Here is a 13,857-nt window from a genome sequence, read left to right on the forward strand (position 1 = left end):
CGTTACTTCTCCCGATGGGAAAGTGCACCCCGCTGGTACGGCGTACGGCGACGGCCTAGTGTGACTGCGTGTCCACCATGTCGAAGGTGTCGGTAGGGGCGAAGCGCCTGCTGCTCGGTCGCCCGTTCCGGAGTGACCGGCTCGGCCACACCCTGCTGCCCAAACGGATCGCACTTCCGGTGTTCGCGTCCGATGCGATGTCGTCCGTCGCGTACGCACCGCAGGAGATCTTCCTGGTGCTCTCCGTCGCCGGGATCAGCGCGTACGCGTTCGCCCCGTGGGTGGCGCTGGCCGTGGCCGCGGTGATGATCGTGGTGGTGGCCAGTTACCGGCAGAACGTGCACGCGTACCCGTCCGGTGGCGGTGACTACGAGGTGGCCACCGCCAACCTCGGTCCCAACGCCGGGTTGACGGTGGCGGCGGCGCTGCTCGTGGACTACGTGCTCACGGTGGCTGTCTCGATCACATCAGCGGCAGAGAACATCGGCTCGGCGGTGCCGTTCGTGCACTCCCACAAGGTTCTGTTCTGCGTGCTGGCGATCGCGCTCGTCGCAGCGGTGAACCTGCGTGGCATCAAGGAGTCGGGCACCATTCTGGCGATTCCGACGTACGCCTTCATCGTGGGCATCGCCGTGATGCTGGTGTGGGGCTACGTGCGGATCTGGGTACTGGGCGATCACGTGCACGCCGAGACGAACGGTTACGACCTGGTGCCGGAGAACGATCAACTGGTCGGACTCGCGATGGCCTTCCTCGTCGCGCGGTCGTTCTCATCGGGCTGTGCGGCCCTGACCGGTGTCGAGGCGATCAGCAATGGTGTGCCTGCGTTCCAGAAGCCGAAATCGCGGAACGCCGCGACCACCCTGCTGCTCCTCGGAGCGTTCTCGATCACTCTGCTGCTGGGCATCGTGATGCTCGCGCAGGAGATCGGCGCCAAGTACGTGCTGAACCCGTCCCAGGATCTCGTCGGGGTACCGGAGGGCTACCAGCAGAAATCGATCATCGCCCAGATCGCGTCGACGGTGTTCGAGGGTTTCCCGCCGGGCCTGTACGTGATCGCGGTCGTCACCGCGCTGATCCTCATGCTCGCGGCCAACACCGCGTTCAACGGGTTCCCGGTGCTGGGCTCGGTGCTGGCGCAGGATCGCTACCTGCCGCGTCAGCTGCACACGCGCGGCGACCGGCTCGCGTTCTCGAACGGCATCGTGTTCCTCGCTCTCGTGGCGATCGCGTTCGTGGTGGCGTTCGGCGCCGAGGTGACCTCGCTGATCCAGCTCTACATCGTGGGCGTCTTCGTCTCGTTCACGCTCAGCCAGACCGGTATGGTCCGGCACTGGACCAGGCACCTGGCGCTCGAGACGGACCCGGATGCCCGCCGCCGGATGGTGCGCTCGCGGGCGATCAACGCGGTCGGCATGGTGATGACCGGCACCGTGCTGGTCGTGGTCCTCATCACGAAGTTCACGGCGGGCGCTTGGATCGCGATCCTGGCGATGGTGGTGCTGTTCGTCGTGATGAAACTGATCCACCGGCACTACTCATCGGTGCAGCGCGAACTCGACGAGGCCGACGACGGAGACGAGGTGCTGCCGAGCCGCACGCATTCGATCGTGCTCGTGTCGACGATGCACCTGCCGACGCGCCGTGCCCTGCGCTACGCGCGGGCCACGAGGCCCGACGTGCTCGAGGCGGTCACCGTGAACGTCGACGACCGTGACACCCGCACCCTGGTCGCCGAGTGGGAGGCGAGCGACATCGTGATCCCGCTCAAGGTGGTGGCGTCCCCGTACCGCGAGGTGACCAGGCCGATCATCGGTTACGTCCGTCGACTGCGCCGCGAGTCACCCCGCGACGTCATCACCGTGTTCATCCCCGAGTACGTGGTCGGACACTGGTGGGAGCAGATCCTGCACAACCAGTCGGCGCTGCGACTCAAGACGCGACTGCTGTTCGAGCCGGGTGTCATGGTGACGTCCGTGCCGTGGCAGCTCAGCTCGTCGCAGAGCCGCGCGGAGCGGGGCGAGACCAGGTACGTCGCACCGGGTGACGTGCGGCGCGGTTTCACCTCGTCCGAGGAGACACGTCGGTGACCGAACTCGATCTCGCGGTGACCGGTTACGCCAACGGCGGTCTCGGCATCGCCCGGCACAACGGTCGCGTCGTGTTCGTTGCGGGGGCGCTGCCGGGTGAGCGGGTGCGGGCGACGCTCACACAGGAGCGCACCTCTTTCGCCAGGGCGTCGGTCGTCGACGTCGTGGATGCCAGCCCGCACCGGATCGATCCGCTGTGCCCGGCGGCCGCAGCGGGGGCCGGATGCTGCGACCTGTCGTTCGCGACCCCGGACCACGCCCGCGAGTTGGGGACGCGGGCGCTCTCGGACGTGCTGGCGCGCATCGGCGGGTTCGGTGACCGGCACCGGCCGCTTCCACCGCACGTCGAGGCACTCGACGAGGACCCGACGGGGTGGCGCGTGCGCACCCGTCTGGCCGTCGATCCGGACGGGACCATCGGTCTGCGCAGCCGCGGATCCGCCGAGATCATCGCCGTGCCGTGCGCGGGACCGGTCGACGGCCTGCTCGACGGGGTCGGCGGCATCGGCGCCGCGCCCGGCGCCGAGCTGGTCGTCGCGGCCGGAGCCGATGGTCGCAGGCACATCGTCGAACTGGCGCCCGTGCCCGCAGGCGGACGCCGGGGCGGGGGACGGCCGGGCGGTCGATCGGGACCCGATCGTCGCCGGCGTGCGCAGCGATCGCGTGCCGTGCGCAGCGCGCCGCGTGCCGAGCGGGTCATCGAGGGAGAGGCACAGGTCGATCAGGCGGTCGGCGAGCGACGCTGGCGGATCCCGGTGACCGGATTCTGGCAGGCGCACAGGTCGGCGCCCGGCGTGTACTCGCGTGCTGCGGTGGATCTGCTCGCGGACGCCGGTGTCACGGGTGACGTGCACGTCTGGGACCTGTACGGGGGAGCGGGAGTCTTCAGCGGAGCCCTGTGCGATGCGGACGCGCCATTCACCGTGACGAGTGTCGATCTGGTGGACACCGACGCCGGAGCACTGGTGGCGGCGCAGGTCGCGCTCGCCGACGCTCCGGTCACCGCGCATCGCGGCGGAGTTGCGGAGACGGTCGCCGGGCTCGCGCGGCCGGACCTGGTGATCTCCGATCCGCCGCGGTCGGGTGCGGGAGTCGACGTGGTCGACGCTATCGTGGGCGCCCGTCCTCGCGCCGTCGTGCACGTGGGCTGCGACGCGGCAGCCTTCGCGCGGGACCTGGGACGTTTCGCGTCGCAGGGGTACCGGGTGCGCGCATGGCGCGCCTTCGACGCGTTCCCGATGACGCATCACGTCGAGGCGATGGCGGTTCTGTCGCCCGGGTGAGCCGGGAGGGTGCGGATCCCGGCGGGTCTCACCGGTTCTCGTGCCGGGGCGGGCAGTCCGTAGACTGACACCATTCTGTTCTCGAAGGAGGGACCGCCGATGGGTGTGCTGGATCGCGTCGACTCACCTGCTGATGTGCGCGCGTGCTCATCGGCGGAGCTCGCGGAGCTGGCCACGGAGATCCGTGGCTTCCTCATCGAGAAGGTCGCTGCGACCGGCGGGCACCTGGGTCCCAATCTCGGTGTCGTGGAACTGAGCCTGGCGATGCACCGGGTGTTCGAGTCGCCGACCGATCCGATCCTGTTCGATACCGGGCATCAGTGCTATGTGCACAAGATCGTCACAGGCCGCAAGAATCAGTTCGACAGCCTCCGTCAGCGGGACGGTCTCACCGGATACCAGGACCGTGCCGAGAGTCCGCACGACTGGGTCGAGTCCTCGCATGCCTCGGCCGCCCTGTCGAACGCGGACGGACTCTCGAAGGCGTTCGAGCTCACCGCTCGCGCCGAGGGATCGGATGCGTCCGATCGCACGGTCGTCGCCGTGGTCGGCGACGGGGCGCTCACCGGCGGCATGTGCTGGGAAGCCCTCAACAACATCGCGGCGGGCGATCGCCCGGTGGTGATCGTCGTGAACGACAACGGCCGCTCCTATGCACCCACGATCGGCGGCTTCGCCCGGAACCTGTCGGCGTTGCGTTTGCAGCCCGGGTACGAACGAGCACTCGATGAAGGACGTCGCCGGGTCCGCAGGCTGCCGTTGATCGGCGACACCGCGTACGCGGTGCTGCACGGCATGAAGAGCGGTATGAAGGACCTCGTCGCTCCGCAGGCGATGTTCACCGACCTCGGACTCAAGTACGACGGACCGGTCGACGGTCACGACCTGGAGGCACTCGAAGCCGCTCTGCGTCGCGCCAAGGCCTTCGGCGGCCCGGTGATCGTGCACGTGGTGACCCGCAAGGGCATGGGCTACGCGCCCGCCGAAGCCGACATCGCCGAGCAGATGCACTCCACCGGAAAGATCGACCCGGCCACCGGCAAGGCGACATCCGTCTCCCCGCAGGACTGGACGTCGGTGTTCTCGGCCGCACTCATCGAGGAGGGTGCGCGTCGGCCCGAGGTCGTCGCGATCACCGCGGCGATGCCGGGGCCGACGGGACTGTCGTCGTTCGGCGAGGTGTACCCGGACCGGATGTTCGACGTCGGCATCGCCGAGCAGCACGGCATGGCGTCGGCCGCCGGGCTCGCGCTCGGCGGGATGCATCCGGTGCTGGCGATCTACTCCACGTTCCTCAACCGCGCCTTCGACCAACTGCTGATGGACGTCGCACTCCTGAAGCTCCCGGTCACGGTGGTCCTCGATCGTGCTGGAGTCACCGGCCCGGATGGGCCGAGTCATCACGGGATGTGGGACCTCTCGTTGATGTCCCTGGTTCCCGGACTGCAGGTGGCGGCGCCTCGCGACGCCATCCGGGTCCGTGAGGAGCTGGCCGAGGCGCTGGACACCGCCACCGGACCGACCGCAGTCCGCTACTCGAAGGGCGCGGTGCCGGACGACATCCCGGCGGTCGAGCGTCTCGATGACGGTGTCGACGTTCTCGCCGGTGCGGCAGACGGCGGCGCGGATGTGCTCATCGTCGGAGTCGGCGCCTTCGCTCAACTCGCTCTCGACACGGCCGATCGGCTCACCGACCTGTCTGTCTCGGCGACCGTGGTCGACCCGCGGTGGGTGCTCCCGGTCCCCGGGTCAATCGCGACTCTGGCACGTGAGCACCGCATGGTGCTCACGCTCGAAGACGGAGGCGTTCAGGGCGGCGTCGGCGCGGCCGTCGCGCGCAGCCTGTCCGATGGGAATGTGACGACGCCGGTCCGTCAGCGCGGCGTTCCCCAGCGGTTCATCGAACATGCCAGCCGGGGCGAACTGCTCGCGGACTTCGGTCTGACGGCAGCCGATCTCGCCGAATCGATCGCCAAGGACGTCGCCGGACTCAGCTGACCGGACCGGCCGCCGGTTCCTCGTCGGCGGGGCGGTCGAGAGCCGCGTCGATGGCATCGGCGGTCAGCTCCACCTGCCAGGGACGAGCGCCGAGTTCGGAGAGGCGGTCCGCGGCGTTCTGCTCGTCGGCGAGCCCCTGCCAGCACAAGTCGCGGACGACCGCCGGGTTGAGCAGGTTCTCGGTGGGCAGACCGATGGTCTCGGCTATCTCTTTGACGACCGGTCGCACTCGCTGGGCGCGGGCCGCCGCCACCGGATGCTTCGGCTCCCACCGGTTGAAAGGGGGCGGACCGGTTTGCGGTGTGCGGCGGGACGGCAGATCGGCGTCGGCGAGTTCCCGGCCGCGACGGATCGCCTGGAGCCAGTTCTGCGACTGCCTGCGTTGCCGCGGTCCGCCGAAGACCGGGAGCTTGGTCAGTTCGGCGTCCGTAACGGGTGCGGCAGTCGCCGCGGCGATGATCGCCGAATCGGGAAGGATGCGACCGGGGGCGATGTCGCGGCGCTCGGCGATCTCCTCGCGCGCCGTCCACAACTCGCGCACGATGGCCACCTGACGCGAGGACTTCAAGGTGTGGATGCTCGATGTGCGTCGCCAGCGGTCGGGTTTGGGGGCGGGGGACGGACGAGCGAGCACATGGTCGAACTCCTGCGCCGCCCAGTCCTGACGGCCTGCCTCCCGGAGTGCTGCGGAGACCGCGTCCCGCAGTTCGACGAGCACCTCGACATCGAGGGCCGCGTAATTGAGCCAGTCGTCGGGCAGCGGACGCCTGGACCAGTCGGCGGCTCCATGTCCCTTCGCCAGCCCCAGGCCGAGGTACTCGGCGACCATCGATGCCAGATTCACCTTCGGGACGTTCAACAGCCGGCCCGCGAGCTCGGTGTCGAATACATCGGCGCACACGAACCCGAGTTCGCGCAGGCAGGGGAGATCCTGATCGGCGGCGTGCAGGATCCACTGCGGCCCGTTCATCACCTCGATGACGGGAGCGAGTGCCTCGGGTTCGGGGATCGGGTCGAGCAGGAAGCTGCCCGACCCGGTGCGCCGCAGTTGGATGAGGTAGGCGCGCTGCGAGTAGCGGAAACCGCTGGCCCGCTCGGTGTCGACGGCGATGGGGCCGGTACCGACTGCGAGTCGTGCAGCGACCTCGGCGAAGTCCGTGGCCGACGCCAGCACCGGTGGGACTCCCTCGCGGGGGGCCGTGAGGGGCGTAACCGGCTTGTCGTCGGACTCGTCGGCCACGCGCGTCAGACCGAACCGAGGGCGGCGACCCCTGCCGGCGGCAAGCCGGCGACGGAGGCCAGCACCTCACAGAAAGCCTCCAGATGCACGGACAGATCGGCGCCTGTCGCGGTCCATGAGGCGCGAAGCTCGAGTTGATGGGATTGCGGTGGGCCTGCGATGTCCCCGTACCGCACGGACGTCGTCGCCGTGACCGTGCCGCCGAGTGCCCGTACGGTCGGCACGTCCGAGCCGAAGGGGGGAGTCGACTCCGACTCTCCGACGGCTACGCCGAGAGCCTCGGCGAGCCAGCTCCACGCGACCTGCGGCAGCAGCGGATCGGCTGCCAGGTCGGCTTCGACCTCGGCCTGAATGAACGCGACCAGCCGGAACGTTCCGTTCCACGCATCCTGACCCTCCGGGTCGTACAGCAGCACCAGTCTGCCGAACGAACTGCCCGGCGAATCCGCGGGGATCATGTTCGGGTCGGCGGGGTCCGGCGGCCGGACCTCGACACCGAGGGCGTAGCTGTACGGCGCGAGTCGTTGGGGCGGCCGGATCGACCCGACCTCGATCTCCGACCGCACCGTGGCGTCGTGCAGAGATTGCACGGCGTCGCGGAACTCGGCCGGTTCCGTCGGAGCTCCAGAAGTGGTCACGGCCGCCACGTTAAGCCCCTCGCGAGCCCGGGTGGCGGAGGCGCGCCGGAATTCCGGGGTGTGACCGGATCGCCCGTCGCGACAATGGCACAGTTGAGACATGACTACGGTGCGTGCTCGTCGAACTCCGACCGATATGCCGTTGATCGCGGCGGCTACCGGTGCCACGCCCTCGCGGCGCCCGGTGTGGTTCATGCGTCAGGCGGGCCGGTCCCTCCCGGAGTACCGGGCGCTGCGGGCGGACCGAGGAATGCTCGAGTCGTGCTTCGACGCCGGTCTGGTCTGCGAGATCACCATGCAGCCGGTCCGTCGGCACGACACCGACGCGGCCATTCTGTTCTCCGACATCGTGGTGCCGTTGCGGGCTGCGGGAGTCGACCTGGACATCGTTCCCGGAACAGGACCGGTCATCGCGTCCCCGATCCGCACGGCTGCCGACGTCGAGGCTCTGCCGCGTCTCGAGCGAGACGAGGTCGGTGCCATCACATCGGCCATCGGGCTCATCATCGACGAGTTGCCGCCGACCGTCTCCCTGATCGGCTTCGCGGGAGCTCCGTTCACCCTCGCGTCGTACCTGATCGAGGGCGGCCCCACCCGGACCTACGAGAACACCAAGCGGATGATGCTCGCCGAACCGGAACTCTGGCACGGCCTCATGTCGCGGCTGACGGACTTGACCATCACTTTCCTGACCGCGCAGATCGAGGCGGGTGTCGACGCCGTCCAGCTGTTCGACTCGTGGGCGGGGACTCTCTCCGCGGCGGCGTACGAGACGTACGTCGCGCCGCACTCGACCCGGGTGATGGCGGAGATCGAGAAGTTCGGTGTTCCCCGGATCCACTTCGGTGTCGGAACCGGTGAACTCCTGCCGTCGATGACGCAGGTCGGTACGGAGGTCATCGGCGTCGACTGGCGGCTGCCGCTGGATGAGGCGGCCGGCCGTGTCGGCCGGGAGGTCGCGATTCAGGGAAACCTGGATCCGACCGCGCTGCTGTCCGGTCGCGAGGTGGTGCACGGCGAGCTGACCCGCATCATCGCCGAAGGCGAGCGGGCGATCGCCGCCGGCACACCCGGACACATCGTCAACCTCGGGCACGGCGTCCTTCCGAACACCGACGCAGATGCGATCACGCATGCCGTCGACCTGATCCACTCCCTCTGAGGCCGCTGTCGTGGACCGCCGGCCGCGTGTTGCCGTCATCGGGGCCGGGGTCTCAGGTCTGACCGCCGCATACAGCCTGCGTCGCGCGCTCGGCGATGACGTGCATCTCGATGTGTTCGCCCGCGATGACCGGCCCGGCGGAGCGCTCCGCACCCGGACCGTCGGCGGGACATCTGTCGACGTCGGCGCCGAGGCGTTCATCGTCCGCAGGGCGGAGGCGCGCGATCTGATCACCGAACTCGGCCTCGCGGACCAGATCGTGTCGCCCGGCATCATGCGGCCTGCGGTCTGGTCCGGGGGAGCGCTGCATCGCCTTCCGTCGCCCGCGTTGATGGGCATCCCGGCTGAGTCGTCGGCGATGCGCGGACTGCTCGACGATGCGGGTCTCGAACGCCTGGCGACCGAGCCCCGGCGCCGGCTCGACTGGGTCCGGGGCGCCGAGCCGACGGTCGGCGGTCTCGTGGCCGACCGGTTCGGCGATGAGGTGGTGGCCCGCGCAGTGGACCCGATGCTCGGCGGCGTCTACTCCGCCCGGGCACGCGATATCGGTCTACGTGAGGCGATCCCGGCGCTGGCGGCGGCCCTCGACGACGGGGCACCGTCCCTGACGGCCGCGGTCCAGGATGTGGTGGGTCGAGGCACGGGGAGCGGGCCGGTGTTCGGAGCCCTGCGCGGCGGGTATCGCACACTCGTCGATGCACTGGTCGAGGCGTCGCGCAGCGTGATGCACATCGGCGTCACCGTCGACTCGGTCGAACCGGCCGGGCGCGGTTACGAACTGGTCGCCGACTGGACCGGCGACCTTCGATACGACGCGGTCCTGGTCGCTGCTCCGGTCTGGCGCGCCGCCGACCTGCTGGCTGCGGCGGCACCCCGCGCCGCGGATGCCTTCGGGGCGGTCGACGCGGCCGGCTCAGCCGTTGTCGCGTTCGCCGTCGATCCGGACAGTCCGCTGCCCGAGTACTCCGGCGTCCTGGTCGCCACCGATTCGGGCCTCTCCGTCAAGGCGATCACACTGAGCAGCCGAAAGTGGCCGCACCTGGCCGCATCGCGCGGTGCAGACGGGCGGCCGTCGACCCTGCGAACCTCGGTCGGCCGGCTGGGTGAACCCGTGATCGCCGACGACGCCGAGCTCGTGCGACGTGCGGGTGCCGACCTGGCGACGGTGTTCGGTGCCGCCGGACTGCCGGAGCCGGACGTGCTCGACGCCGTCGTCCAGCGATGGCCCGAAGGTCTTCCGCACTACGGACCCGGACACCTGGCCGCGATGGCGGACGCGACGGCGGCACTGCCGAACGGGTTGGCGGTGGCCGGTTCGGGATACCGTGGTGTCGGTGTGCCTGCGTGCATCGGCACGGCCCGGGACGCCGCATCCAGGATCGTCGCGCACCTGCATCAGAACACCTGAGAATCGCCGGGACCGGGGACGGTGGCACGATGGAGATATGAGCCGCCTGGATTATGCAGAACTGAACGCCGCCGTCCGCTACCTGATGTTCTCGGTCTTCACCATCCGAGCCGGCGAACTGCCCGCCGACCGGGCCGAGGTGACTGCGGACTTGGAACGGTTCCTCACCGAGGTCGAGGACACCGGTGTGGTGGTTCGCGGTGTGTACGACGTGGCGGGTATGCGCGGCGACAGCGACTTCATGTTCTGGTGGCACGCCGAGACCATCGAGCAGTTGCAAGCCGCCTACTCGACATTCCGCCGGACCACGATCCTGGGTCGTGCCAGCGATCCGTTCTGGAGCGGTTCCGCGCTGCACCGCCCGGCCGAGTTCAACAAGAGCCACATCCCGGCGTTCATGGCGGGCGAGGACCCGGGCGCCTACGTCTGCGTGTATCCGTTCGTGCGGTCGTACGACTGGTACCTGCTGCCCGACGACGAGCGCCGCAAGATGCTGGCCGACCACGGCAAGGAGGCCCGCGGATACAAGGACGTGCGGGCCAACACGGTGCCGGCGTTCGCGCTCGGTGACTACGAGTGGATCCTGGCCTTCGAGGCGCCGGAACTGCACCGGATCGTGGATCTGATGCGCGACCTGCGCGCAACCGAGGCCCGGCGGCACGTGCGGGTGGAGATCCCGTTCTTCACCGGACCGCGCGTGACGCCGGAGAAGCTCGTGGCGGCTCTGCCCTGAGATCGAGTCAGCGGGTCATTCGCCGGGCTGCAGTGTCAGGCTGATCGAGTTGATGCAGTAGCGCAGGTCGGTGGGAGTGTCGTACCCCTCACCTGAGAAGACGTGACCGAGGTGGCTGTGGCAGCGTGCGCACAGCACCTCGGTGCGCCGCATGCCGAGCGTGTCGTCCGACCGCTCGATCACCGTGTCGCCCGCGAGTGGCGTGAAGAAGGACGGCCAGCCGCAGTGCGACTCGAACTTGGTCTCGCTGCGGAACAGTTCTGCGCCGCATGCCCTGCAGTTGTACACGCCGACGTCCTTGGTGTCGGTGTACTCGCCGGTGAAGGGGGCCTCGGTGCCTGCCGTGCGGAGCACGCGGAACTCCTCGGCGTTCAGTCGGTCTCGCCAGTCCGCGTCGGTGAGCTTGCCGAAATCGGTGTTGTTCTCCTGGGTCATATCGCCCAAGGGTAGCTACGTCAGCGCGACGGCGCCGGGGCGGCTGCGGTGCGACCGTCGTCCGCCAGGCGATCGGCGTCGAGCACCCCCGCCTTGCGCATGTCGAGGAAGCGGAACAGCAGCGACACGAACACGGCGATCATCAGGAGACTCCAGCCCCAGGTGACCTTGCTGTACTCCACGTGGCGCCCGAACGCGTCCCATTGCTTGGAGCTGTACACGTCGAAGGTCAGGCACCCGTACGCGCCGAGCCACGCGGGCCAGTTCCGGACCGTCGAACCCGGCCGGAACACCGTCATCAGGAGTGGGAACAGGAGCATCGAGTAGTAGCCCTGCCCGAGCGATCCGACGAGGAAGAACGTGCCGAGCAGGATTCCCGATGAGGTGGCGAACCACAGCAGCTCGTCGGTGCGCCGGTAGTAGCGGTACATGAACCACAGGCCGAAGGCGCCCATCACCACGAACGCGATGCGGATCAGCAGGACCAGCCAGCCGTCGACATCGAAGTACACGCCGACGCCGGTGAACGAACTGTTGTAGTAGTCGCGGGACTCACCCAGGTACGGGACAGTGCGCTTCACGAAATCCATCGGATCATTCGAGAGCGGCCACGCGAGGGCGTTCAGTACGAGGGGAACACCGACAGCGGTGATCAGGATCCGCCACTGCCGGTTCAATAGGACGAGGAGCAGCAGCGGCGCCAGAATCGGCTTCACCGCGAGCGTCAGACCGATGGCGACGCCCGCCCAGAGGTCCTGACGGCGGAGCATCAGCATGCCGAATGCGAGCATTCCCAGCAGGACGAATGCATTGAAGTTCGTGAAGATCAGCGTGTGTGCGACGGTCTCGGTGCTGAAGAAGAAGAAGATGAGTGCGGGCAGCACCCATGAACGATGGTCGTAGCCGAACATCCGTGCCAGGAGATAGGCGCACAGGATCAGGGCGACCACGCTGACGCCGATGAACAGCCACCGGGCCGTCTGCGGATCCAGGACGGCCATGGGCGACATCAGCAGTGATCCGGACGGCGGATACAGGTAATGCGGGTCGACCGTCTGGTAGTTCTCGTTGTAGACCGGGCGCTGGTTGAGGAAGTTCAGGGCCGCGTTGTAGACCGGACGGAAATCATCGGTGCGGTGGCCGTTCACACCGAGGATCACCGAGCGGTGGAAGACCATCACGATGCTGATCGGCCACAGGATCATTTGTCCGATTCGCGCCGGATCGACGCGTGGGTGCAGGTAACGGTCTAGAACGGTCACCCGCGAACCGTACTACACGGCTCCGGTCACGCCGGGCAGGCGCGTTGGGCAGGCGCCTTCAACGGTTCCGCACCCAGATAGTCGTCCAGGATCCCGCCGGCGCAACTGCTGTGCGCGAGCACCGAGAAGCCGAGCCCGTCCCAGGTGACGGAGGTCGGGGCGGCATCGACGCCGACAAGCAGGGGACTGAGCGTCTCGACCGCTGATGCGCCGTTGAACGGATCGTTCGCGCCGATCAGGATCAGCGGGTTCACCGGCAGGGACTCCGGAGCGGCCGGTGCGTCGGTGCTGCCCCAGCCGTCGCAGTCGGCCAGATCGAGAGCCGTGGACAGCGCGGTGAGCGGTGCCCCCCGGCTCCATTCCTCGGCGAGGCCGGGGATCTCCTGCAGGCCGGGACGCCCGCGGAGATCGTTGCAGCGTCCGACCAGCCGTCCGTCGGTGCCGCGCAGCGACCGGGCCTGGTCCACATAGCCGCGCAGCGCGGCGGTGTCCCCGCGGTCGGCGTCGGCGATCGCCGCGCCGAGGCGACGCAATCCGGCACGGTCGGCGTCGTCCACGGCGATCGAGGTCGTCACCGCGGCGAGCACCTCGGTGTCGGATATGCCGTCGAGGTCGCCCGCCGCACCGGCCGACACCACGCGGCCCAGCATCGCGGCGCCGTCGGCTCCGAGCTCGCAGCCGGCTCCGGCACAGCGCTGGGCCCACGTCTGGAGGGACTTCTGCAGGCCCTGGGCGCGGGCCGCGGATGCTTCACGGGCTGCGACGTTGTATCCCGTCGGGGAGTCGAGAACGAGGCGGCCGACGTTGTCGGGGTGCGCGGCCGCATACCGCAGCGCGACCGATGAACCGTCGCCCACGCCGATCAGGGCCAGTCTCTCCACGCCCCAGCGGTCGCGCAACCCTTCCAGATCGGCGGCTGCCGCAGTGATCGAGTAACTGAGCTGGTCGGGCGACAGAGTCTCGGTGCACAGATCCGCCGCGGCCCGGGCGGCCGTGCCGACGTCGGCCGCGCGCTCGCCGGCATCACGTCGAGGACCGGCGGCGTTGGTGCCGATCACGTCGCGCTGCGCGTTCGACAGGCAGTCGACCGTCGACCCGATCCCGGTACCGCGAAAGTCGACGGCGACGATCGGGTGCCGGTCGAGGAGACCGGCACCGCCGTGGCCCGCCAGCGATAGCAGGGTGCGTGAACTCGGCAGGTCGGTGCCCGAAGTCAGGACCAGTGGGACCGCGTTCCGGGGCGTGCCCGACTTCGACGCGCGCATGGCACCGACCGAGATGACGTTCCGGTCGTCGCCGTCCGGATCGACGGGCATGTCGTAGCTCGCGCATTCCACTGTGATGCCGTCGGGAACCTTCGCGTCGTACCTCTTCGCGACGTCGGCCTCACATGGTTTCCAGTTCAGATCGCGTTCGGGCGCGCCGAGTTCCGGTTGTCTCGGGGTCTCGGTGACGTCCGCGCCGGGGTTGTCGCCCCGCACGATGTCGGGCCCGGTGTCGGGGCCCACCGCACAGCCTGCGAAGAGGGCGAGTGCGGTGACGGCGGAGACGGCCGCGACGACCTTCTTACCTCGTGCGCGAGTTCGGGACGGCATGGTCGCGAGCCTA

Annotated in this window: 11 protein-coding genes; 6 read left to right on the forward strand and 5 right to left on the reverse strand. The window is 69.0% G+C overall.

Annotated elements, in window-relative coordinates:
- Nucleotides 1-68 precede the first annotated feature (68 nt).
- The 3 genes from FO044_RS06555 (at nucleotide 69) to dxs (ending at nucleotide 5,371) form a co-directional block, all read left to right on the forward strand.
- Nucleotides 69-2,090, forward strand: a complete 2,022-nt coding sequence (locus FO044_RS06555) for an APC family permease (RefSeq protein WP_132993526.1) — start codon at nucleotides 69-71, stop codon at nucleotides 2,088-2,090.
- Nucleotides 2,087-3,373: a class I SAM-dependent RNA methyltransferase gene (locus FO044_RS06560; RefSeq protein WP_143965446.1), complete on the forward strand. Its 1,287-nt coding sequence runs from the start codon at nucleotides 2,087-2,089 to the stop codon at nucleotides 3,371-3,373. Before FO044_RS06555 ends, FO044_RS06560 begins: the two co-directional genes overlap by 4 nt.
- 99 nt (nucleotides 3,374-3,472) lie before the next feature.
- Nucleotides 3,473-5,371: a 1-deoxy-D-xylulose-5-phosphate synthase gene (gene dxs, locus FO044_RS06565; protein WP_143965447.1), complete on the forward strand. Its 1,899-nt coding sequence runs from the start codon at nucleotides 3,473-3,475 to the stop codon at nucleotides 5,369-5,371.
- On the opposite strand, the gene FO044_RS06570 is transcribed toward dxs, so the two are convergent.
- Both FO044_RS06570 and FO044_RS06575 read right to left on the reverse strand, forming a co-directional pair.
- Nucleotides 5,364-6,620, reverse strand: a complete 1,257-nt coding sequence (locus tag FO044_RS06570; RefSeq protein WP_143965448.1) for an HRDC domain-containing protein — start codon at nucleotides 6,618-6,620, stop codon at nucleotides 5,364-5,366. The genes dxs and FO044_RS06570 overlap by 8 nt on opposite strands.
- Nucleotides 6,617-7,249 (reverse strand): DUF3000 domain-containing protein, encoded by a 633-nt coding sequence (locus FO044_RS06575; protein ID WP_132993522.1) that lies wholly within the window; start codon nucleotides 7,247-7,249, stop codon nucleotides 6,617-6,619. Before FO044_RS06575 ends, FO044_RS06570 begins: the two co-directional genes overlap by 4 nt.
- A gap of 136 nt (nucleotides 7,250-7,385) precedes the next feature.
- Between FO044_RS06575 and hemE the strand changes: the two genes are divergently transcribed.
- The 3 genes from hemE to hemQ are packed head-to-tail and all read left to right on the forward strand — an operon-like array spanning nucleotide 7,386 to nucleotide 10,552.
- The gene (gene hemE, locus FO044_RS06580; RefSeq protein ID WP_143965956.1) at nucleotides 7,386-8,411 is read left to right on the forward strand and encodes a uroporphyrinogen decarboxylase; all 1,026 of its coding nucleotides are present in this window, start codon (nucleotides 7,386-7,388) and stop codon (nucleotides 8,409-8,411) included.
- 10 nt (nucleotides 8,412-8,421) lie between these two features.
- Complete coding sequence (hemG, locus tag FO044_RS06585) at nucleotides 8,422-9,819, forward strand: protoporphyrinogen oxidase (protein ID WP_143965449.1); 1,398 nt, start codon at nucleotides 8,422-8,424, stop codon at nucleotides 9,817-9,819.
- Nucleotides 9,820-9,856: 37 nt separating this feature from the next.
- On the forward strand, nucleotides 9,857-10,552 hold the full coding sequence (gene hemQ / locus FO044_RS06590) for a hydrogen peroxide-dependent heme synthase (RefSeq protein ID WP_132993520.1): 696 nt from the start codon (nucleotides 9,857-9,859) through the stop codon (nucleotides 10,550-10,552).
- Between the two features lie 15 nt (nucleotides 10,553-10,567).
- Here hemQ and msrB read toward each other — a convergent pair whose 3' ends face one another.
- From msrB to FO044_RS06605, 3 genes are read right to left on the reverse strand one after another with little or no spacing between them, the layout of a single operon-like run.
- A complete protein-coding gene (msrB, locus tag FO044_RS06595) occupies nucleotides 10,568-10,987 on the reverse strand; it encodes a peptide-methionine (R)-S-oxide reductase MsrB (protein WP_132993519.1) in 420 nt (139 codons plus the stop codon).
- A gap of 20 nt (nucleotides 10,988-11,007) precedes the next feature.
- Complete coding sequence (locus FO044_RS06600) at nucleotides 11,008-12,249, reverse strand: glycosyltransferase family 87 protein (protein ID WP_132993518.1); 1,242 nt, start codon at nucleotides 12,247-12,249, stop codon at nucleotides 11,008-11,010.
- A gap of 26 nt (nucleotides 12,250-12,275) precedes the next feature.
- Nucleotides 12,276-13,844 carry an alpha/beta fold hydrolase gene (locus FO044_RS06605; RefSeq protein WP_132993517.1) on the reverse strand — a complete coding sequence of 523 codons (1,569 nt, stop codon included), beginning with the start codon at nucleotides 13,842-13,844 and terminating at the stop codon, nucleotides 12,276-12,278.
- Nucleotides 13,845-13,857: the final 13 nt, after the last annotated feature.

This window comes from Gordonia zhaorongruii (assembly GCF_007559005.1).
Lineage (GTDB): Bacteria > Actinomycetota > Actinomycetes > Mycobacteriales > Mycobacteriaceae > Gordonia > Gordonia zhaorongruii.